Annotated in this window: 18 protein-coding genes; 7 read left to right on the top strand and 11 right to left on the bottom strand. The window is 66.3% G+C overall.

The features are described from left to right. Positions 1-11: 11 nt before the first annotated feature. Positions 12-986 (bottom strand): cation diffusion facilitator family transporter, encoded by a 975-nt coding sequence (locus tag ACQR1L_RS33260; protein WP_434862134.1) that lies wholly within the window; start codon positions 984-986, stop codon positions 12-14. A 267-nt stretch (positions 987-1,253) separates the two neighbouring features. Next, positions 1,254-3,506 (bottom strand): DNA topoisomerase IV subunit A, encoded by a 2,253-nt coding sequence (gene parC / locus ACQR1L_RS33255; protein ID WP_434862133.1) that lies wholly within the window; start codon positions 3,504-3,506, stop codon positions 1,254-1,256. Between the two features lie 371 nt (positions 3,507-3,877). On the opposite strand from parC, the gene ACQR1L_RS33250 reads away from it, so the two are divergent. The 6 genes from ACQR1L_RS33250 to ACQR1L_RS33225 all read left to right on the top strand — a co-directional run bounded on the left by ACQR1L_RS33250 (position 3,878) and on the right by ACQR1L_RS33225 (position 10,645). Next, positions 3,878-4,708 (top strand): alpha/beta fold hydrolase, encoded by an 831-nt coding sequence (locus tag ACQR1L_RS33250; protein ID WP_434862132.1) that lies wholly within the window; start codon positions 3,878-3,880, stop codon positions 4,706-4,708. 859 nt (positions 4,709-5,567) lie between these two features. Next, on the top strand, positions 5,568-5,786 hold the full coding sequence (locus ACQR1L_RS33245) for a hypothetical protein (RefSeq protein ID WP_434862131.1): 219 nt from the start codon (positions 5,568-5,570) through the stop codon (positions 5,784-5,786). 325 nt (positions 5,787-6,111) lie between these two features. Next, positions 6,112-7,323, top strand: coding sequence for an ABC transporter substrate-binding protein (locus ACQR1L_RS33240; protein WP_434862130.1), 1,212 nt, complete (start codon positions 6,112-6,114; stop codon positions 7,321-7,323). A 10-nt stretch (positions 7,324-7,333) separates the two neighbouring features. Then, positions 7,334-9,067, top strand: coding sequence for an FAD-dependent oxidoreductase (locus ACQR1L_RS33235; protein WP_434862129.1), 1,734 nt, complete (start codon positions 7,334-7,336; stop codon positions 9,065-9,067). After that, positions 9,064-9,825, top strand: coding sequence for an SDR family NAD(P)-dependent oxidoreductase (locus tag ACQR1L_RS33230; protein WP_434862128.1), 762 nt, complete (start codon positions 9,064-9,066; stop codon positions 9,823-9,825). The genes ACQR1L_RS33235 and ACQR1L_RS33230 overlap by 4 nt, the downstream gene beginning before the upstream one ends. Positions 9,826-9,856: 31 nt before the next feature. After that, positions 9,857-10,645: an IclR family transcriptional regulator gene (locus tag ACQR1L_RS33225; RefSeq protein WP_434862127.1), complete on the top strand. Its 789-nt coding sequence runs from the start codon at positions 9,857-9,859 to the stop codon at positions 10,643-10,645. Between the two features lie 4 nt (positions 10,646-10,649). Here the strand turns inward: ACQR1L_RS33225 and ACQR1L_RS33220 are convergent, their stop codons facing one another. The 3 genes from ACQR1L_RS33220 to ACQR1L_RS33210 all read right to left on the bottom strand — a co-directional run bounded on the left by ACQR1L_RS33220 (position 10,650) and on the right by ACQR1L_RS33210 (position 14,860). Beyond that, positions 10,650-11,273: a glutathione S-transferase family protein gene (locus ACQR1L_RS33220; protein WP_434862126.1), complete on the bottom strand. Its 624-nt coding sequence runs from the start codon at positions 11,271-11,273 to the stop codon at positions 10,650-10,652. 322 nt (positions 11,274-11,595) lie between these two features. Then, positions 11,596-13,197 (bottom strand): FAD-binding protein, encoded by a 1,602-nt coding sequence (locus ACQR1L_RS33215; protein WP_434862125.1) that lies wholly within the window; start codon positions 13,195-13,197, stop codon positions 11,596-11,598. 1 nt (position 13,198) lies between these two features. Then, a complete protein-coding gene (locus tag ACQR1L_RS33210; RefSeq protein ID WP_434862124.1) occupies positions 13,199-14,860 on the bottom strand; it encodes an acetolactate synthase large subunit in 1,662 nt (553 codons plus the stop codon). Positions 14,861-15,011: 151 nt separating this feature from the next. Between ACQR1L_RS33210 and ACQR1L_RS33205 the strand changes: the two genes are divergently transcribed. After that, positions 15,012-16,055 carry a LysR family transcriptional regulator gene (locus ACQR1L_RS33205; protein WP_434862123.1) on the top strand — a complete coding sequence of 348 codons (1,044 nt, stop codon included), beginning with the start codon at positions 15,012-15,014 and terminating at the stop codon, positions 16,053-16,055. 39 nt (positions 16,056-16,094) lie between these two features. On the opposite strand, the gene ACQR1L_RS33200 is transcribed toward ACQR1L_RS33205, so the two are convergent. The 6 genes from ACQR1L_RS33200 to ACQR1L_RS33175 form a co-directional block, all read right to left on the bottom strand. After that, complete coding sequence (locus ACQR1L_RS33200; RefSeq protein ID WP_434862122.1) at positions 16,095-16,505, bottom strand: ACT domain-containing protein; 411 nt, start codon at positions 16,503-16,505, stop codon at positions 16,095-16,097. A gap of 7 nt (positions 16,506-16,512) precedes the next feature. Continuing rightward, the gene (locus ACQR1L_RS33195) at positions 16,513-17,499 is read right to left on the bottom strand and encodes a glutathione S-transferase family protein (RefSeq protein ID WP_434862121.1); all 987 of its coding nucleotides are present in this window, start codon (positions 17,497-17,499) and stop codon (positions 16,513-16,515) included. 151 nt (positions 17,500-17,650) lie between these two features. Then, positions 17,651-18,700, bottom strand: coding sequence for a DUF2278 family protein (locus ACQR1L_RS33190; RefSeq protein WP_434862120.1), 1,050 nt, complete (start codon positions 18,698-18,700; stop codon positions 17,651-17,653). 31 nt (positions 18,701-18,731) lie between these two features. Continuing rightward, the gene (locus ACQR1L_RS33185) at positions 18,732-20,480 is read right to left on the bottom strand and encodes a phospholipase D-like domain-containing protein (protein ID WP_434862119.1); all 1,749 of its coding nucleotides are present in this window, start codon (positions 20,478-20,480) and stop codon (positions 18,732-18,734) included. A 270-nt stretch (positions 20,481-20,750) separates the two neighbouring features. Continuing rightward, positions 20,751-21,491 carry a DNA repair protein RecO gene (gene recO / locus ACQR1L_RS33180; RefSeq protein ID WP_434862118.1) on the bottom strand — a complete coding sequence of 247 codons (741 nt, stop codon included), beginning with the start codon at positions 21,489-21,491 and terminating at the stop codon, positions 20,751-20,753. A gap of 271 nt (positions 21,492-21,762) precedes the next feature. Continuing rightward, positions 21,763-22,143 carry a hypothetical protein gene (locus ACQR1L_RS33175; protein WP_434862117.1) on the bottom strand — a complete coding sequence of 127 codons (381 nt, stop codon included), beginning with the start codon at positions 22,141-22,143 and terminating at the stop codon, positions 21,763-21,765.

Below are 22,143 nucleotides of genomic sequence, written 5' to 3'. Positions count from 1 at the left end.
GCATCGCGATCTCACACCACGTCGGCCGGCGCCAGCTTGCACGGCTTGCCATCGGCCTCGATCTGCAGGGTGGAATGCTGAATCTTGAAGCGCCGTGACAGCTCGGCACAGACCTTGTGCAGGAACGCGTCGTCGGTGCCGTCGGGGCAGACGAGATGCGCCGTCAAGGCGGTCTCGTTGGTGCTCATCGCCCAGACGTGGAGATCGTGCACCTCGCTGACACCGTCGAGCGACGCGAGATAGTCGCGCACCTCCGGCAGCGCGATGTCGCGCGGCACAGCGTCGAGCGCGAGATTCACGCTGTCGCGGGCGAGTTCCCAGCCGCTCAGCAGCACGACGAGCGCGATGACGAGGCTGACGACCGGATCGACCCACAGCCAGCCGGTCCAGATCGTGATGGCGGCAGCGACGACGACGCCGAAGGACACGGCGGCATCGGCCGCCATGTGCAGATACGCGCCGCGGATGTTGAGGTCGCTGTCGCGGCCGCGCATGAACAGCATCGCGGTCGCGCCGTTGATGACGATGCCGAGCGCGGCCACCCACAGCACGGTGACGCCGGCCACCTCGCCCGGATTGCGCAGGCGGTCGAACGCCTCGACCGCGATGCCGCCGACCACGAGCAGCAGCAGGCCGGCATTGATCAGCGCCGCCAGGATCGAGGCGCGGCGATAGCCGTAGGTGTGGCGGTCGGTCGGGCGGCGTCCCGAGAGCCACAGCGCGCCCCAGGCCAGCAGCAGCGACATCACGTCAGAGAGATTGTGGATGGCGTCAGAGATCAGTGCCAGTGAGTTGGCGGCGTAGCCGAACACGAGCTCGGCGATGACGAAGGCGGTGTTGAGCGAGACGCCGACCGCGAACGCCGTGCCGAAGCTGGTGGGCGCATGGCTGTGGCCGGCGTGGGAGTGGGAGTGAGAATGGGCGTGGGAGTGACCATGGAGATGGTCTTGATCGTGGTCGTCGTGATGTTGGTGTGAGTGCGCCATCTGACAACCTACAAGCTGACAACCTACGACGCGGTGCTGATCATTGGCTCAGCTGTCGTCCCGGCGAACGCCGGGACCCATAACCACCGGCGGCAATCGGTGCGCAGGCGCGTCGCTCCAGCCTGCCCCTTCCCATATCCTGTGGTTATGGGTCCTGGGTCGGCGCCCCACGCGCTCCGCGCGCGGGACTTGCCCGGGACGACGACCTTTTTTGCGGTCGTGGTGAGCGGCAGACCGAAGAGGTGTTCGATCGTCACTCTGCCCGCCTCACTCGATCGGCCGGTTGAACTTGTTCGACTTCGGCAGGCCCTGCGCGATGCGGCCGGCGTCGGCGCGGTTGCCGCGGTAGTCGGCGAGGTCTTTCCAGCTCAGGCCCTGGTCGCGGCCGGCAGAGTCCTTCCAGGCGAGGCCCTGCTTCTGCTCGAAGGTCGTGACGTCGGACAGCTGCGCGCTGGTGTATTTCTGCAGGCGGACGCCGCGGCCGCGCGCCATCTCGGGCACCTGGTCGAGGCCGAACACCACCATCTTGTGGTTGGTACCGATGACCGCAACCTGATCGCCGGTGACCGTGCAGATCGCGCGTGCTTCCGCCGGCGCCGTCACGTTCAGCACCTGCTTGCCCTTGCGGGTGTTGCTGACGCAGTCCTCTTCCTTGACCACAAAACCCTGGCCGTCGGAGGCCGCGACCAGGAACTTGCGCTCGCCCTTGGTGACGAACATCGAGACGATCGAGGCGTCCTGGTCGAGGTCGATGAACATGCGGATCGGCTCGCCATGGCCGCGGCCGCCCGGCAGCTTGCCGACATCGAGCGAGTAGAACTTGCCGTTGGTCGCGAACAGCAGCACCTTCGAGGTGTTCTCGGCAAAGAACCATTGGCCGAGCTGGTCGTCGGTCTTGAACTGCAGGTTCGACAGATCGGCGACGTGCCCCTTCAGCGTACGCACCCAGCCCTTCTCCGAGACGACCACCGTGACCGGCTCGCGCTCGATGAAGGCCTCCTCGATGGCGGCGAGATCGTGCTCGGGCGCATCGGCGAAATTGGTGCGGCGCTTGCCCAGCGGCGTCTTCGGCCCGAACATGTCGCGCACGGTCTTGACCTGCTCGCCGACCTTGGCCCACTGCAGCTGCTCGGAGCCGAGCAGCTCGTTGATGCCCTTCAGCTCGCCGCGCAGGTTCTTGTCCTCGGTGCGGATCTCCATTTCCTCGAGCTTGCGCAGAGAGCGCAGGCGCATGTTGAGGATCGCCTCGGCCTGCACCTCGGTGAGCTTGAAGGTCTTCATCAACACCGGCTTCGGCTCGTCCTCGGTGCGGATGATCCGGATCACCTCGTCGATGTTGAGATAGGCGATCAGATAGCCGCCGAGAATCTCCAGCCGGTTCTCGATCTGCTTCTTGCGATAGTTCGAGCGCCGCAGCAGCACGTCGCGCAGATGGTCGAGCCATTCGCGCAGGCACTCGGCGAGGCCGACCACCTTCGGAATCTTGCCCTTGATCAGCACGTTGAGGTTCAGCGGAATCTTGCTCTCGAGGTCCGTGAGCCGGAACAGCGATTCCATCATCAGCGCGGGATCGACGTTCTTCGACTTCGGCTCGATCACGAGCCGCACGTCTTCCGCGGATTCATCGCGGACGTCGCCGACCAGCGGCAGCTTCTTCTCGTTGAGGAGCTCGGCGATCTTCTCGACCAGGCGCGACTTCTGCACGAGATACGGGATCTCGGTGATGACGACGATCCAGGTGCCGCGGTTGCCCTCTTCCTGCTTCCACTTGGCGCGGACGCGGAATGAGCCGCGCCCCGTCGTGTAGGCCTCGATGATGGACTCCTTGGAGTCGATCACGGTGCCGCCGGTCGGGAAGTCCGGGCCCTTCACCCAGCGCAGCAGCGCGCGCGACTTGGCGTCGGGCTTCTCGATCAGATGCAGCGCGGCGTCGCACAGTTCGGCGGCATTGTGCGGCGGGATCGAGGTCGCCATGCCCACCGCGATGCCCTGCGCGCCGTTGGCGAGCAGGTTCGGGAAGCCGCCGGGCAGCACCACCGGCTCCTTCGACTGGCCGTCATAGTTCGGCCGGAACTCGACGCCGTCCTCGTCGATGCCTTCGAGCAAGAGCCGCGCGACATCGGTCATGCGCGCTTCGGTGTAGCGGTAGGCGGCGGGATTATCGCCGTCGATATTGCCGAAATTGCCCTGGCCGTCGACCAGCGGATAACGCGACGAGAAATCCTGCGCGAGGCGCACCATTGCGTCATAGATCGCCTGGTCGCCATGCGGATGGAACGAGCCCATCACGTCGCCGACGATCTTGGCCGACTTCTTGAACGCGGTGCCAGGATCGAGCCGCAAGAGCCGCATGCCGTAGAGGATGCGCCGGTGCACGGGTTTCAGGCCGTCGCGCGCGTCCGGGAGCGCACGGTGCATGATGGTCGAGAGCGCGTAGGCGAGATAGCGCTCCTCCAGCGCCTCGCGCAGCGCGACCTCGTGAATCTCCGCGGGCTCCGGCGGAATCAGTGATTTTCCCATTAGCGTAGAGCTTTCAGAGGGTTAGCCCAACGACCTGAGCCAACGTGAACGATTTGGGAACAGGCTTTATGCGATCGCGGGCCGCGGTGCAACGATGGGGTCGCCCGGTTCCGCCAGGCGATTCGCAGGGACCTGCCACGGCCCCCCCTGGGAACGCGACGAAATCGAGCAGCTCAGCCCCTCCTGCGAGATGGCGGTCAGCTCATCAATGGAGCAGCCCGCGCCGATCCGCCTACGGTGCGACAGTGTCGCACATACCTCAGTATTGCTGAGAACGTCACCGGCCATCGCTATGTTGATGTCACGTCTCCTCGCAAGGCGCACGCCTGCGCGTGGAGCGTCCCCCGATTTCCCACCAGAAAGGCAGACCCATGAGCTCAGGATTCGTGACGACATCGGACGGCACGCAGATCTACTACAAGGACTGGGGCTCGGGGCAGCCCATCGTCTTCCATCATGGCTGGCCGCTGTCGGCCGACGACTGGGACGCGCAGATGCTGTTCTTCCTGGACAAGGGCTTTCGCGTCATCGCGCATGACCGCCGTGGCCATGGCCGCTCGAGCCAGACCGAGACCGGCAACGAGATGGATACCTACGCCGCCGACGTTGCAGCCCTTGCCGCGAAGCTCGACCTCAAGGACGCCATCCATGTCGGCCACTCCACCGGCGGCGGCGAGGTCGCCCGCTACGTGGCGAAGCATGGCAAGGGCCGCGTCGCCAAGGCCGCGCTGCTCGGCGCCGTGCCGCCGATCATGCTGAAGACTGCGAACAATCCCGGCGGGCTGCCGATCGAGGTGTTCGACGGCTTCCGCGCCGCGCTCGCCGCCAACCGCGCGCAGTTCTTCCTGGATATCCCGACCGGCCCGTTCTACGGCTTCAACCGCGACGGCGCCAAGATCTCCGAAGGCGTGATCCGCAATTGGTGGCGCCAGGGCATGATGGGTGGCGCCAAGGCGCACTATGATTGCATCAAGGCGTTCTCGGAAACCGACTTCACCGAGGACTTGAAGGCGATCGACGTGCCGGTGCTGCTGCTGCATGGCGAGGACGACCAGATCGTTCCGATCGACGACTCCGCGCGCATCGGCATCAAGCTGCTGAAGCATGGGACGTTGAAGACCTATCCAGGCTTCCCGCACGGCATGGCCACGACGCATGCGGACGTGATCAACGCGGACCTGCTGGCGTTCATCAAGGGGTAGCTCCAAGACCGCCGTCGCTGAAGCAGCACTCGGTGCTGATGAGGCGGGATATCATCAACTCTTGTTCGTCATGGCCGGGCTTGTCCCGGCCATCCACGCCGCACCGCACACGCCGAACGACGTGGATGCCCGGGACAAGCCCGGGCATGACGAGCCCTGGGCTAGTATTTGGCCGTACTCGGTCGAGTCTTTGCGTAGGGGCATGCGTGTCTTCCTTCTCGCGACGCAATTCACGCCCGAGCTATCAATAGTCATCACCCTCTCCAAACAGAGGGCGCAGGGAAGGCCGGACCTCGACTGAGGTCCGTGGCCCGCCTGCGAGAAAGAATGCAGGCGGCAGGTACCACGGGTCAGCCGGACGACCCGGCCTTCCCTGCGCGATGGGCTTCCGAGTTATACGCAGTCTCCCCGGTGTCCGGGCTTGTTAGCCACCGTCGCCAGCGCGATGCCCGAGGGCATCCATCGCCGACTTGACGCCAGCATCGGGGCGCCAGGACGCTGCGATTTCATCGTCCTGCCAGACTCGTTCGTCCACGCACACAAGGCACGCTGCGAGCCGACAGGCCACCGCTCCCCGCCTCGCGTGTCGTGACGATCGCGCGCAACGCCCCTCCGAAGTGAGGCGGGATGTGGGGAAAGATCGGCCTGATTTGCCCGACGACACAAGCCGAAGCGCCTGCGACGGATTGGCTCGACGGGCAGTTTGCGCATGGGAGATGCCCGATTCTGCATATCCGAAGCACCACCAGCCGGGAACCCGCCCGCGCCGCGGCGCGTTACTGATCGTGTCATTCGTCGAGCATCGCAGCGTACCGCGTCGTCGATCATCAGCCGAAGCCCTTGCTGCGGACAGCTTGCCATGAAGGACTTTTCAGACGCCGCCTTTTCACCCGACGTGATCGCGCTGATGACCCAGGCGCTCGACGGCGCGGTCGCCGCCCTGCCCGAGCCTGTGAGTTCGACTCACGTCACCCTGCTCGCCGAGTCCGTGCTGCGAACCGCCAAGACCGGTGAGCGCGATCCCACGGTGATGCAGCGGCTCGCGCTGCTGGAATTGCAGCTCATGCCGCGCATGTAGACCGGACGTTCGTGTAAGCCTGACTTTATCGACGATCAGCCGCACCCCAGTCATTCCGGGGCAAGGCCGCAGGCCTTGAACCCGGAATCCCGAGATTGTCTTGCGTCCATCATCTCTGGATTCCGGGTTCAATCGTCAACGCGCGAACGCGCGTTGTCGATTCCCCCGGAATGACGGCGAGCAATGGCCGCGCTGTCCCGAAGACCCGCACTCCTCACCACATCGCAGGCCGCACCTCACTCATTCGTCATTGACAAATCTATTCGCTATTGCCTAACTTCACGGCATCACCGCCAACAGAGCGGACGAACCGGGGAGGATCTTCATGCGACGGCAACTTCTCGCCTGCGCGTTTCTGGCAACCACATCATTCATCGCGACCAGCGCCTCGGCCCAGGTGTCGGACGACGTCGTGCGCATCGGCGTGCTGACCGACCTCTCGAGCTGGGGCCGCGACAACAGCGGGCCGGGCTCGGTGGAAGCGGCGAAAATGGCGGTGGAGGAGTTCGGGCCGACCGTGCTCGGCAAGCCGATCGAGATCATCAGCGCCGACCATCAGATGAAGACCGACGTCGGCACCACCATCGTGCGCGACTGGTTCGACAACGGCAAGGTCGACGCGGTCGTCGACATCCCCAATTCCGGCATCGCGATCGCCGTGCACAACATGGTGCACGAGCGCAACAAGATCGCGCTGCTGTCCGGCCCCGGCGCGAGTTCGCTGACCGACGAGCTGTGCAGCCCGAACACCGTGCATTTCACCTACGACACCTACGCGCTCTCCAAGGTGACGACGTCGGCCGTCATCAGCCAGGGCGGCAAGTCCTGGTACTTCATCACGGCGGACTATGCGTTCGGCCAGCAGTTGGAGAAGGACGCTGCCCGCTTCATCAAGGAGCTCGGCGGCACCATCCTCGGCGGCGTCAAGCATCCGACCAACACCGCCGACTTCTCCTCCTTCGCGCTGCAGGCGCAGAGCTCGAAGGCCGACGTCGTCGCCTTCGCCAATGCCGGCCAGGACACCGACAATGCGATCAAGCAGTCCGGCGAGTTCGGCCTGGTCAAGGGAGGCCAGAAGCTGGTCGGCCTGTTGATGTTCGACACCGACGTGCATGCGATCGGGCTCGAGGCCGCGCAGGGCACCTACATGACGACGGCGTCGTACTGGAACATGGATGAGGCCACCCGCGCCTGGTCGAAGAAGTTCTACGCCCGCACCAAGGTGATGCCGACGATGATCCAGACCGGCGTCTACGGCTCGGTGCTGCATTATCTGAAAGCGATCAAGGCGGCCGGCACCGATGATCCCAAGGCCGTGATGGCGAAGATGCGCGAGCTGCCGATCGAGGATACCTTCGTTCACGGCGGTCGCCTGCGCGAGGACGGCCGCGTCATCCGCGACATGTATCTCGCCCGCGTCAAGACACCCTCGGAATCGAAGGAGCCGTGGGATTATCTGGAGATCGTCAAGACCGTGAAGGGCGAGGATGCGTTCCGGCCGGTGTCCGAATCCAAGTGCCCGCTGTTGAAGAAGTAGGAGCACGCGCATGAGCGGAGCTGGTCCCAACAACGGCGAGACCTATGAGTGCGACGTGCTGGTGGTCGGCTCCGGCTGCGCCGGGCTGTCGGCGGCGGTCACCGCCGCCCATGCCGGCTTGAGGGTCGTCGTCACCGAGAAGGAGCCGCGCTTCGGCGGCACCACCGCGCGCTCCGGCGGCTGGCTGTGGATTCCCGGCACCTCGCTGGCCAAGGCCTGGGGCATCGACGAGCCGCCGGAGCTGGCGCGCACCTATCTGCGCCACGAGGCCGGCAACAGCTACGATGCGGCGCGCGTGGATGCGTTCCTGACCAAGGGGCCGGAGGCGGTAGACTTCTTCACCAGCAAGACCGCGCTGAAGTTCGACATGCCGCTGACCTTCCCGGACTATCACGCCGAGGCGCCGGGCGGCACGCAGGGCGGCCGCTCGATGGTGACGCGGCCGTTCGACGGCCGCGAGCTCGGCGAGCACATCAAGGATCTCGGCCAGCCCCTGCCCGAGCTCACCGTGTTCGGCATGATGCTCGGCTCGGGCAAGGAGATCATCCATTTCATGCGCGCGACGAAGTCGCTGACGTCGGCGTTCTACGTCGCCAAGCGGCTGTCGAAACATGCCCGTGACGTGCTGCGCCATGGCCGCGGCATGACGCTCACCAATGGCAATGCGCTGGCGGGACGGCTGGCGAAGTCGGCGTTCGATCTCGGCATTCCCCTGTGGCTGTCGTCGCCGGTGGCCGAGCTGATCCGCGACGACGAGGCCGTGCGCGGCGCTGTCGTCACGAGGCGGGGCAAGCGCGTGCGGGTCAATGCGCGGCTCGGCGTGGTGCTGGCCTGCGGCGGCTTCCCGCATGATGTCGAGAGACGCAAGGCGATGTTTCCGCATGCGCCGAGCGGCCAGGAGCATTTTTCACCGGGCCCTATCGGCAACACCGGCGATGGTCTGCGGCTGGCGGAAGCCGTCGGCGGCCGCGTCGAGGATGGCCTGCCGCATGCGGCGGCCTGGGTGCCGGTCTCCGTCACCACGCGCAAGGACGGCAGCAAGGGCGTGATGCCGCACTTCATCGACCGCGCCAAGCCCGGCGTGATCGCGGTGACAGCCGACGGCGTGCGCTTCGCCAATGAGGGCAATTCCTACCACGATTTCGTGCAGGCGATGGTGAAGGCGGCCAAGCCCGGCCGCGAGATCGCGGCTTTCCTGATCACCGATCATCGCTCCTTGCGCCGCTACGGCCTCGGCTGCGTGCCGCCGTTCCCGATGCCGCTCGGCCATCATCTGAGCACGGGGTATCTCAAACGCGGCGCGACGCTGGCCGAACTCGCGCGCGTCACCGGCATCGATGCGATGTCCCTGGAAGCCACCGTCGCCGCGTTCAATGCCGATGCAGCGCTCGGCCAGGATCCCACGTTCGGCAAGGGCTCGCGTGCCTACAACCGCTACCAGGGCGATGCGCTGCATGGGCCGAACCCCTGCATCGCGCCGATCAAGGACGGGCCGTTCTACGCCATCAAGATGGTGATCGGCGATCTCGGCACCTACGCCGGCATCCGTACCGACGAGCATGCCCGCGCACTCGATGCCGGGGGCCAGCCGATCGAAGGACTCTATGCCGCCGGCAACGACATGGCGAGCATCATGGGCGGCAACTATCCCGGTGCCGGCATCACGCTGGGACCGGCGCTGACCTTCGGCTACATTGCCGGCCGGCATCTCGCCGAACGCGCCAAGCACAGGAGCGCCGCATGAGCGATCAGCAGATGTTGGCCGGGAAGCTCGCGCTGGTCACCGGCGCGGCGCATGGCAATGGCCGCGCCATCGCGCTCGGGCTCGCGGGCCGCGGCGCTGACGTCGTCATCACCGATATCGACCTGGAGGGTGCCGAGCGCTGCGCGGCCGAGATCCGCGCTCACGGCCGCAAGGCGTGGGCGCATCGGCTCGATGTCACCGACGCCGCCGGCTGCAAGGCGCTGGCGGCGCAGCTGCGCGCCGAGATGGGCGCGATCTCCATCCTCGTCAACAATGCCGGCATCATCATTCGCGAGAATATCGACTCGCCCCGCGCGGCCGAGAACTGGCAGCGCGTGCTCGACGTCAATCTCAACGGCGTGTTCAACGTCACCTATGCGTTTCTCGCCGCGTTGCGCGAGACGCGCGGCACGATCGTCAACATCGCCTCCGTCGCCTCCTTCATCGGCATCAGCAACACGCTCGGCTATTCGCCGTCCAAGGGCGGCGTGAAGTCGCTGACCCAGGCGCTGGCGCGCGAGCTCGCCGCCGACGGCATCCGCGTCAATGCGATCGCGCCCGGCGTGATCGCCACCGCGATGACGGAATCGACCCGCAACGATCCGGAGCGGCTCGCCGGCTTCATGAGCCGCACCCCGCTCGGCCGCGTCGGCCAGCCGGAGGAGCTCGCAGGCCCCGTGGCGTTCCTGGTCTCCGACATGGCGTCCTACGTCAACGGCGTGACCTTGCCGGTCGACGGCGGCTTCCTGGCGGTGTAGGCAGCAGCCGAACCAGGGGGCGCATCACAGCATGGGACGAGAGAGCCGCGGCATCCAGTCGATCGAGGTCGGCGGCACCTTGTTGCAGGCCCTGGCGCGCAGCGGCGAGCCGATGATGCTGCGCGACCTCGCGCGCGAGGCAGGCTTGCCGCCGGCCAAGGCGCATCCCTATCTCGTCAGCTTCTCGCGCATCGGCCTGATCGAGCAGGATGAGGCCACCGGCCGCTACGAGATCGGCCCGCTCGCGCTCGAGCTTGGCCTCATCAGCCTGCGGCGGCTGTCGGCGGTGCGGATCGCCACGCCGAAGATCGCCGCGCTCGCGAGCGCGATCGACCACGCGGTGTCGCTCGCGGTCTGGGGCACCAACGGCCCGACCGTGGTGCGGCTGGAGGAGCCGAGCCACGCGGTGCACATCGTGATGCGCGTCGGCTCGATCATGGCGCTGCTGGAGACCGCGACCGGACGGGCGTTTGCGGCGTTCCTGCCGCCGAAGACGATCAAGGCCGCGCTCGACTCGGGCCTCGATCATCTTGGTGTCGGCTACAATCCGAAGCGCGCGCCGAAGAGTCCGAAGGTTGCGGAGATGCTTGCCGAGGTGCGGGCGCAGGGCCTCGCCCGCGCCGTGGGCGATCCGCTGCCCGGCGTCAACGCCTTCGCCGCGCCGGTGTTCGATCACGCCGGCCACATCGCGCTGGTCATCACCGCGATGGGGCCGGCCGGCACCTTCGATGCCGGCTGGGAGTCGCCGCTTGCGAACCGGCTGCGCGCCTGCGCCGCCGAGATCTCCAAGCAGCTCGGCCACGGCACGGTGCAGCCGTAGACGCTCACGCAGCCGCGGAGCGCTGCTCCGGCCACGGCTCGGCCCAGGCCGGCAGCCGCATCAGGCCGTCGAGCCAGCGCACGACGTTCGGAAATGTCTCGAACGGCATCTCCGCCTCGCGCCAATCCGCCGCCATCGAGGCCGCCGCGAAGTCGGCGATGGTGAGGCGATCGCAGGCGATGTGGCTGTGCGCGCGCAAATGGGCGTCGAGCACGGACGCATAGGTCTTCAGCGGCGCGACCTTGTCGACCAGCGCCGCCCGGTTCGGCGCGCCGAGACCGAAATTCCTGCGCACGATGTGCTCGAAGTAGAACGGCGCGACGGCCGGGTTCCAATGGCTGTCGGTCCATGCCAGCCAGCGCAGCACCTCGACCTGCTCCTGCGGATTGCGCATCGGCCACATGTCGCAGCTCTCGCGGATGCACAGATGCGCCATGATCGCGGTCGACTCCCACAGCACGGTGTCGCCGTCGACCAGCACCGGCGCCTTCATGTTGGGATTGAGCGCGGCGAACTCCGGCGTCTTGAGTCCGCTCGTGATGTCGATGAACTCGGCGGGCACGCCGAGATGCTTGACCAGCGCCAGCACGCGGCGCGGGGCCTGGGCCTTGATCCAGTAGATCTTCATGACGGGGGTCTCCATGGCTGGTGCCTTGAAGACGAACGCACGAGGGGCGGATCGACAGGGGGCGGCCAAATAATCGTGAGGCCGCACAGCGTCTCTCCATCGTCATTCCGGGGCGCCCGCAGGGCGAGCCCGGAATCCATAACCACGACCGTAATTGAGGAACCGAGACAAACGCCTACGGCCATCTTGCCCAGCAACGACGGCCTGTGGGCATGGATTCCGGGCTCGCCCTGCGGGCGCCCCGGAATGACGTGCGGAGGGATGTGGGCTCAAGCGGACGACGGATTTGTGCTCGGGCCATCGCCCGGCGTCGCCGCGCTCCTCACATGGCCCGCACCGCGGCCCTTGCTGTGAGAATGCAGCCCGGCAGAAATGTTCCTTCCAGCGAGCGCTTGCCCGACGCGCCGCCGCCGCCGAAGCCGGCGGCTTCGCCGACGGCGTAGAGGCCGCTGATCGGCGCGCCGGCCGCGTCGAGCACCCTGCTCTGCAGATCGGTCTTGAGGCCGCCGAGGCTCTTGCGGGTGATGAGCTGCATGTGGATCGCGATGTAAGGCCCTGCCCCGCTCATCTGCAGCGGCGCAGGCTTGCAGGTGCGGAGCTTGTCGGGGCCCCATTGCCGTGCGTGCAGGATGCGGCGGATCTGATCGTCGTTGTGGAGCTTATCGCCGTTCTTAAAGTTCGCGTCGAAGGCATCGGCCGTGGCCTGCAGCACCTCCGGCTTGACGTCATCCGTGCCGGTCAGTGCATTCATCTTCGCGGCGAGGCCTGCCAGCGTCTCGTCGACCAGGAAGTGCCGGCTATCACGCTGCATCTGCCGGACCAGGCGATGATTTCCGAACAGCGTCTCCTTGAGGAACATCGGCATCTGCCGCTCGCGGATGCGTAAGTTATGCTCAGCGCCTGATATCGCGAACTCCTTGGCGGCGATACGCCAGTTCAGGAGATGCCACGTATACGGCTCCTCCTGCGCCGCGACGCGCTGGCAGAGATCATGGGTGTCGAAGCCGGTCACCAGCGGCGCCGGGCCGATGCGCTCGCCGCGATGGTTGAGCCATAGCGCCGATTTGCACGGCACCAGCGACAGGCCATGGCCGTCGAAATGCGGAAACGGATGCGGGATGCCGGCGGCGTAGTTCCACATCTCGCCGGCATGGGTGATCTCGGCGCCGACGGTCTCGGCCGCATGGTGATGCAGCCTGCCATCGGCGAACGGATGCGCGCCGTTGAGCATCGTCGCAGGCAGCGGCCGTCCCTTGACCCAGTTCGCCCGCGCCTCCGCGTGGCTGCCATTGATGCCGCCCATCGCGAGCACCGTGAGCGGCGCGGCGACGCGGATCTCGGCGCCGGTCGCTTCGTTGATCGCAACGACGCCCGACACCGTGCCTCCGGCAATGTCGAGGCTGACGACGCGGTGACGATGCAGCACCGTCAGCTTGCCACCATTGTCAGCCGCGCGCATCGCATCGATCATGACACGCGTCAGGCGCTGCGAGGTGCCCCAGACGATGTGGTAGCGCGGCAGCGCATTGCCGTCGCCGCTGAGGCCGCGCTCGACCCAGTTCACGGCGGGCATGAAGGTCACGCCGTGCGAGGAGAGCCAGTCGTAGACCTCGCCGCGGGAATGCTCGACGTAGTAGCGCGCCCATTGCAGCGGCCAGTGCTCGCTTGCGTCGAGCTCGCCGAACCGGATCCAGTCGCGCAGCGCGATCTCCGGCGTGTCCGGAATCTTCATCCGCGCCTGCAACGGCGTGCCGACCAGCGCCATGCCACCGAACGCCCACAGCGCCAGCCCGCCGAACCGCTCCGGCGTGTCGCGATCGACGATCACGACCGACTTGCCGGCGCGCAGCGCCTCCAGCGCGGTGACGATGCCGGCGAGACCGCCGCCGGCGATGACGACATCGGCCTGCCGCATCGCGCTCATCTCACGGCGCCAGCTTGCGCTTGAGCATGCGCGCCATCGGCAGCGGCATGCGGTCGAGCGATCCCAACAGATGCGGCAGCAGCTTCAGCTTGAGCCCGCTCAGCGCCGGCGGCACCATGGCCTCGATCAGATGCGGGCCCGGCCGTTCCAGCGCGCCCTTCAGCGCGCTGGTGAATTCATCGGGCGTGCTGACGCGGGTCGCGCGCACGCCCATGCCGTCGGCGATCTGCGCGAGCTTCAGCACCGGACCGTGCAGGTCGAGCTGCGCCTTCGCCTTCGGCCCGATCTCCTCGGCGCCGACGCGCTCGAGCTCGACATTCAGCACCGAATAGGACGCGTTGTTGAAGATGATGGCGGTGACGTTGAGCCGCTCGCGCGCGATCGTCCACAGCGACTGGATCGTGTACATCGAGCTGCCGTCGCCGATCAGCGCGATCACGGGCCGGTCCGGGCATGCGATCGCCGCGCCGATCGCATTCGGCAGCCCCTGCCCGATGGCGCCGCCGGTCAAGGTGATCAGATCATGCCGCGGCGCGCCGGCGGTGAATTTCGGCAGCATCAGGCCGGAGCTGATCGCCTCATCGACGATGATCGCGTTTTCCGGCAACAGATGACCGACGGCCTTGCAGACCTTCTCCGCCGTGAGCTTCTTGCCGCGCGGTCGCCCCGGCCGCCACGGCGCCGACACCGCCGGTGTGACGCCGTCGGCCCCGAGAGCCTTGGCGAGCCGGGCCAGACTGCAATCGGCGGCCTGCGATGGCGTCGACAGGGTCACGACCTTGCAGCCGTCATGCGGCAGGTAGCTGCGCTTGCCCGGATAGGCGAAGAACGACACCGGCGCCTTGGCATCGACCAGGATCAGCGTATCGATCTCCTTGAGCTGCACCTGCGCCATCTCGGCGAGATAGGCGATGCGCTCGACATGCGGCAGGCCGGCGCCGCGCTCCATGCGCGTCGGGAAGGTCTCCGCGAACACCTTGACGTCGCAAGCCGCGGCAATACGCGCGGCCCACACCAGCGACTCCTCGTGCAGCGCCGTGCCGCCGAGCAGCAGAGCGCTGCGGCCCCCGGCCTTGATGGTGTCGGCGACGGCGCGCACGGTCGTGTCATCGGCCGCTGGCGGGCGCTCGATCACCGGCCCCGGCTCGGGCACACCGCCCTCGCCCCAGGACACGTCCGCAGGAAGGATCAGGGTCGCGACCTGGCCCGGCCAGGAGCATGCCGCCTTCACCGCCGCGACCGCATCGCGGCACAGCTCCGACGTCACCTGGGAGGTCCATACGAAGCCCGGCGAGACGTTGCGCGCCACGGTCTCGATGTCCGATTGCAGCTGCGCGTCGTATGGCACGTGATAGGTCGCGTGATCGCCGACGATGTTGACCACGGGCACCTTGCCCTTGCGCGCATTGTGCAGATTGGCGAGGCCATTGCCGAGGCCGCAGCCGAGATGCAGCAGCGTCGCCGCGGGCATGCCGGTCATGCGGGCGTAGCCGTCCGCCGCCCCGGTCGCGACGCCTTCGAACAGGCACAGCACGGCGCGCATCTCCGGCGCGGAATCCAGCGCCGCGACGAAATGCATTTCAGACGTACCGGGATTGGTGAAGCAGACCCGAATGCCGGAATTGACCAGGGTCCGTAATAGAGCTTGCGCGCCGTTGGGCATGAAAAGCCTCTTAGTGGGAGACGCATGACTCGAGCGCGAGCTGATCGGCCTCGCCCCGGCGTTCCCCGCAATTTGTTTCTCTCATTGTGGGGTTGACCGCCTCAGAAATCCAATGAATTGTTATGGCGGGATCAATGAGCTCGGTGCATCAATGCACACGCCGACCTTGCGGCAGTTGCAGCAGCTGGTCTACCTCGCGGAAGAGCGGCATTTCGCCCGCGCCGCCAAGCGCGCACACGTCACGCAATCCGCGCTGAGCCGCAGCCTGCAGAGCTTGGAGGACAGTGCGGGAATGCGGCTGTTCGACCGCAGCTCGCGCTCGGTGGAGATTACCGCCGTCGGCGAGCGGCTAGTGGCGCGCGCCCGCGCGCTGCTGTCGGGCGCCGACGATCTCGGTCGCGAGATGCGGCTGTTACGCTCGGGAGATGCCGGCGAGCTGACGGTCGGCGTCGGCGCGTTCACGGGCCTGACGCTGCTGCCGGACGCCATGGCACGGCTGTATTCGGACCATCCGTCGGTGCGCATCACGGTCGTGCAGGACAATTGGCGCGCCCTCAGGGAGGCGCTGCACCAGGGGAAGCTCGACTTCTTCCTGGCGCACACCACCGAGATCCGCGCCGATGACAGTTTGGAGATCGAGCCCCTCGGCAGCCTGCCCGGGCATTTCTACTGCCGCCCGACGCATCCCCTGGCCGGCCGGCGAGACCTCAAGGCCCGCGATCTCGCCGGCCAGCACTTCGCCTCTGTCTCGCTCCCCCCGGAATTCAGCCGGCGGCTGGACGAGCTGATCGCGGCGCCGGGGGAACGCGGCTTCGACGTCGCGCTCGAATCCGAGAATGCGGGCCTGCTGGTGCAAATGGTTGTCCGCTCCGACGTCATCCTGGTCTCAGGGGATGCGGTGCTCACCCAGGAGCTCGCCTCCGGTCAATTGGTCCGGCTCGACGTCGCCGAGCTGAAAGAGCCGCGGGCATCGGACCTGCTGCTGGCGCAGTTCGGCATTCTGCGCCTGAAGGGCCGGACCCTGTCACCGGCGGCGATGATGCTGATGGACCTGGTGCGCGCGCAGGCCGCGCGCATCTTGATCCCGCCGCACCGGTCACGCGCTGTCGCAAGTCCGCTTCGACGCGGCAAACGCGCAGCTCCGCGCCGCAAGCCGGCGGCGCCCGTTCGCCGCCGGTCGCGCGTGGGCGCGTAGACGCAGGCGCGGACGAGCAGTCAGCCAGGCTTCGCCGCCTCACGCCGAGCGCGCGGCCCGGCACAGCGCCGACAGACAAGCGAGCGCCTCCTCGGCCCGGTGCTCCGGCACGAACAGATGATCGTGATGATAGGCGGATACCGCGTTGACGCTGATGCCCGCCTGGGCGAGCCGCGCCGTGATCGCGGTGAGAAAGCCGACCGCATCGAGCGCGGAATGGACATTCAACGTGATCAGGCGAGACGCGAACAGATGCGGCAGCCCTGCCCGTTCGGCGTCCTCGCGGCGAAGCACGAGCGTGATCCCCTCGCGCTCGCGAAACAGCAGCAGCGGCGCCGGCAGCGCGGACAGATCGGCGTCACCGGGGACGGTGCAGAACACGAAGACGTGGTCCTGCAGCTCGGGCGACATGGTCCGCAGCAGCTGGTCGAGCGCCCGCTCGCCGGACATCGCCGGCTCAGGACGACGCCAGGCGCGCGCGGTCATGCGGCGCGGTGAAGTCCAGCAACGGTCCGACCGGAACGATGCCGGTCGGGTTGATGGTGCGGTGGCTCTCGTAATAGTGCCCCTTGATGTGCTGAAAATTCACCGTCGCCGCGATCCCCGGCCATTGGTAGAGATCGCGCGTGTAGGCCGACAAATTCGGATAGTCGGCGATGCGGCGGATGTTGCATTTGAAGTGGCCGACATAGACGGCATCGAAGCGGATCAAGGTCGTGAACAGCCGGATGTCGGCCTCGGTCATGGCATCGCCGAGCAGGAAACGGCGCGTCGCCAGCCGCTCCTCCAGCCAGTCGAGCGTGGCGAACAGCGGCCCGATCGCCTCCTCATAGGCGGCCTGCGTCGTGGCGAAGCCGCATTTGTAGACGCCATTGTTGAGGGTGTCGTAGACGCGCGCATTGATGGCGTCGATCTCGGCGCGCTGGGCTTGCGGATAGTAGTCGCCGGCTGTCGCCCCGATCCCATCGAAGGCCGAGTTCAGCATCCGGATGATCTCGGAGGACTCGTTGTTGACGATGGTGCGCGTCTGCTTGTCCCACAACACGGGCACGGTGACGCGGCCCGAATAATGCGGATCGGCTGACGTGTAGACCTGGTGCAGAACCTGGGCGTGGTTGATCGAGTCGGCAATGACGCCCGGCCCGTCCGCGAAGGTCCAGCCCTGCTCGCGCATCAGCCAATGCACGACCGAGAGCGAGATCATGTCCTCCAGCCCCTTCAGCGCGCGCATGATCAAGGTGCGGTGCGCCCACGGACAAGCCAGGCTGACATAGAGATGATAGCGGCCAGGCTCGGCCTTGAAGCCGCCGGCACCGGTCGGACCCGGACTGCCGTCCGCGGTCACGAAACTGCGGAACGCCGAATCCTTGCGCACGAAGCGGCCGCCCGAGGCCGCCGTGTCGTACCAGACGTCGTGCCATTGGCCGTCGACCAGAAGTCCCATCACGCTCTCCTCGACATCGGCGCCGCACCGGGGGAGCCCAACTGAGCTCCCGCGCAGCGGCGAACTGCATCAGAGGAGTACACGCCGGCCAGGCGGCGCGCCAGTGCGCTGCCCGTGTCCTGTCGAGCAGGACACGGGGGCGAGGCGCGGCTCAGAACTGGAACGGAATGGTGCGGCCCGGCTGGGCCGCCTGCTCGCGCGTATAGGACACGCCGTGCACCTTGACGCCATCGGCGTTCAACAGCGTGATGATGCCGCCCCGGTTGGAGAGCGCCACCGGCGCGGTGATCGGAACCACCAGGGTGGCGCCGCGCGCGATCGTGCCCGTCAGCCGCATCGTGTTCTTCTGCTTGTCCTTGATCTGCCAGCCGTCGAGCGCGATGTCGACATCGGCGGTGTTGAGCAGGGTCACCGTCTCATGCTCCGGCGTGCGCACGTCGTTGACATAGGCCGCGATGATGCGCACCAGCCCGTCGGGCACGTCGAGCGGCGGAATCTGGTCGCGGTTCGGCGGGGTATGCGGCGCGTCGGGATGATCGGGATCAACAGGCAGAATGACCTCGCCGCTGGTATCGTCGGAATGCCATGCCTGGGTTTGGAATTTCAGGAAGATCGCGACCCATTGCTGCTGGTCGGGGAATTCAAAGATCAGTCCGCCATCCTGCCAGGGACCATTGTCCTTGGCGAAGCGGCCGGGCGGATTGCCCTGGTTGAAATGGATGTCGTGGATGCCGCGGCCAGGCTTGAAGCCGAAATACCGGTCGGCCTTGTTGTTCTCCGGCCCCCAGGCAACGCCGAAGGCGTAGACAAAGGCGTTTTCGTCCGACATGGCACGCTGGACATAGGCATCGATCTTCTCGTTGAGATCGTTGTCGGGACCGGCCGCCGACAGCGGCAGCGGTTTCAGCTCCCAGGGCTGCATCAGATTGCCCCGGATGAAATCCAGCGCCAGGCCGCCAGGCTTGCTCTGCAACGGATGGAAACCTTCGGCGACGCCCTTCAGGCCTTCGACGATCGGATGCTCGAAACGCGAGCGGACCAGGAATTCGACCTCGCTGCCGTCCTGCGAGCGGACGTTGATGGCAATGCGGAACAGCTCGCCATCGGCCGATACCAGCACCTGGTAATGCGGGCTGCTGCCGGTCGCGAGACGGTTGTTGATGGGCCGTCCTTTCAGAAGCGAATAGTCCTTCAAAGGCATCACTCGTCTCCCTCACTCTCCAGAACAGGCCTCAAGCCGAGAACAGCAGCCGGTCGCGTTCGGCCTGGGAGCTCTCGAAATAGAAGCGCTCGAACCACGCCGGCTTGCCCGACAGCGCTGTCGGCTTGCGCAGCGTGATGGCCGACGGTGCCGGCGCGGAGCGCTGCTTCTCCGTATTGCCCTTGAAGGCGTCCCGCATGCGGTTGCGAAACTGCAGATGGTCGAACACGCGCGCCGCCTCGATGGCATAGGCGGTGGCGACCTTGCGGTCTTCGATCATGATGAGATGGTCGCCATTGCCCTTCTCCCCGCTGGGCGAGAAGTTGCTCGATCCGGTGAAGACCTTCGCCGTGGGCAGGCTGAAATCGGTGACCAGGAACTTGTGATGGATGTTGCGGCCCTTGCCGCCCGACCATTCGCTCCGGAACGGCTCCGGCGCCTTGCTCGCGAGATAGGAGAAATCGACCAGGCCGATCGAGCCGTCCGGCTTGCGCAACTCCAGCGCACCGCGCTTGTCGACCGTGCCGTAGCTGAAGATCGGCCGTTCCATCACCCGGTCGAACGCGTCCTTGGTCGGCCCATCCCCCATCTGGCTCAGGAATGCGACCGAGTAGAACACCGACGAGGTCGCCTGATCGATCGCCGCGCGGATCGGGTTGAGCGACAGGTCGGTGGCCTGATGCGGCGAGAAGCAGAGCTGGATGGTCGGCTTGCCCGGCGAGTGGACCGCGTGCCATTTCTTAGAGAAGTCATCCTTCCGGAACGCGGAGGCATCTTCGAACGCCAAATCGAACATCTGGCCGAACAATTCGGCCACGCCGGCCGAATGAAACACCAGCATGTTGTTGGCCTGGATGTAGAGGCCGCGGAACGTGAAATTGGTCGAGCCGCACAGCACTTTTTCAGGCTTGCCGTCACGCCGCGTGATCAACACCTTGTTGTGCTGCAGCGAACTGAAATGGGTGCGGACCACCGCAGCGCCCGCGTCCCGGAAGCGCTTGGCGCTGCGGGATTCCGCGCTGCCGGGCGCCTTGTGGGGGTTATCCGCGGCGTTGGAATCGTCGATGATCGCGCGCAGCCGATCGCCGAACTGTTCGAGCAGATCGATCACGTCAGGTTCGTTGAGATCATAGGCCATCACGTCGAGCGTGAGTCCTGGATCTGCCAGAGCCTCCTTCAGAAAGCCGAACAGCAGGTCATAGGCCTCGAAGCCCAGCCAGGCATAGACGCTCTCTCCGGCGCTGTTGGTCAGATCGAGCTTCTTGAATTTCGGACCGTCGCGGCTCTCGGCGGGAATGATGTCCGCATTGTTGCCGAACTCGTCGCGATAGGCCTGCGACGACGCGAAATTGCGCGTGAAGCCAATGTCGACGAGACCATCATAGGTCACCGCGCTCTGCGCGATGTCGAGCGCGAGGCCCGTCCCCTGCACCAGCGAACCGTCGTCCCGCATATGCTGCTTGGCAACGCGGTAAGTGTACGTCCCGTCCTTCGGGCGGTAAGGAAAGTGAATCCAGCGGAATTTCTGGAATGGCGCTTCGGTCGACGGAAAATTCCGGTTGCCGTTCACCGCCGCATCCGCGCCTTGCGGATAGGAGAAGGCGATCCGGTTGCGAAGCGGCGAAAAATCGCGCGCGCCCGGCGACTTCACCTCGATCGAGAAACCGACGAGGTCAGGCTCCGGGTCGGCCACGTCGAAGCCGATCATCGTCATGCGCTCTCCGCGCCAGAGCTTGCAGGCGAAGCCGTCCTTCAACGCGCGGTTCTCGAAATCGCTCATGATCAAAATGTCCCTGCCGTCGCAATGCAGCGCGCCGAGGGTTGCTCAAAGGCTGCTCGGGTCAGGCAACGATCTTCACCGCGAGCAGCTGCTAACGCAACTTGAAAATGATCCGACGCTCATACTCAACCGTCATGTTCGCCCACTTGTACGTCAGCGATGTGAAGACGGCTGTGAACGAGCTCACAAGCGTGGCGGTATCTGGATCGGCTTCAGGACAAGTCGAGCGACGCTCCGTCGTGGGCGCTGCCGGCGGGACCGTGGCGCGCATCAGCGCAAAGCGGGACGGGATCGCTTCATGGCGTTGATGAATCCCTCGCGCGCGTCCGAGTGCCCCTGCCCGCGCGGCTCCAGCACATGGCGCAGCAGGAACATTCCAGTCAGGCGAAAGCCGTCGATCAGATCCTGGTCGGACCACGCGTGATCCTCGTCATCGTCACGCAGGAAGGCCGGCAGCGGCAGCAGCCGGTCGGCCCAGGGCGCGCCGGCGCTGCGCGACACCGCGCCGCCCGACTTCGGCGAGACATAGACGAGGTCGGTGGTCTCTCCCGTCGCGGCGCAGGACTCGAGATCGAGCCCGAAGCCGAGCTCTGTCAGGATCGCAAGCTCGAAGCGGACGATGTGCACGGCCGCGCCGCCGGCGTCGGCGAAATCATCGAGCGCGTGCTCGAGCCTCAGATACATCTCCTCATGCGGATCGCGCTCCGGCAGCAGGCGCGCCAGGGCGGCGAGATGAGTGATGCCGTAGGCGCCGTGCGAGACGGACATCAGCTCGGCCGCCCGCAACGTGAGCCCGTCGATCGCGTACATGCCGAGATGCTCGTCGAGCCGCGCCCGCCAGATCGCACGCACCGTGTTGCCCGGCTGCAGGACCGGACGCATGCGCTTGCCGCTGGCGCCGCGCACGAGACCGAGATGCCGGCCATGTTCGCGCGTCAGCAGTTCGACGACGGCGGAGGATTCGCCGTGGCGCCGGATACCGAGCACGATGCCGTCATCGGTCCATTCCATTTCACGAACCGCCCAACTCATTTGACACGCGGTTGAACCTGAAGCCGGCCGCGCATTCAAAATCAACGTAGCCTGCGCGAACTGCCGCCGCAAACACCCTCATTGCGAGCGAAGCGAAGCAATCCAGGGCTGCGTATCCGACTCTGGATTGCTTTGCGGAGCCTGTCATCCGGCCGCGCTTCGCGCGGACCGGGTGGCTGGCAATGACGGCTTGGCGGCTTGTGCGCCAGCCCCGCGGGCGCGCTGCTCGTTGCCGACTACGGCCGATGCGTCACGCGTTGAACCAGCCGCGCGCGTCGCCGGTGAACGAGTAGTACAGGCCCATCGTCGTCAGCGCGCAGGAAATGACCTCGATGCCGGCATCGAGCGTCATGCCCGTCCGATTGATGATCTGGATCAGTCCGATGACGGACAGGACCAGTGCGCCGAGCAACACCCAGCGCGGCCAGTTCTTGCGGCGTTGCGCGGCGAGGTGGACGAAATAGAGCAGCAGCAGGATCATGCCGCCGCTGAAGATCGTCTGCTGCGTGAGCATGGCCTCGGTCATCTCGGGACTGGGCGTGCGGTCCGACACGGCAACCGACAGCGCATCCAGCATCAAGGAGATGTAGAGCAGCACTTCGAACCACAACACGTTGCGCGGCACGCTCAT

This window comes from Bradyrhizobium sp. HKCCYLR20261, from assembly GCF_051168435.1.
In the GTDB taxonomy this organism is placed as follows: domain Bacteria; phylum Pseudomonadota; class Alphaproteobacteria; order Rhizobiales; family Xanthobacteraceae; genus Bradyrhizobium.
This window is presented reverse-complemented; position numbering and strand designations above follow the sequence as displayed.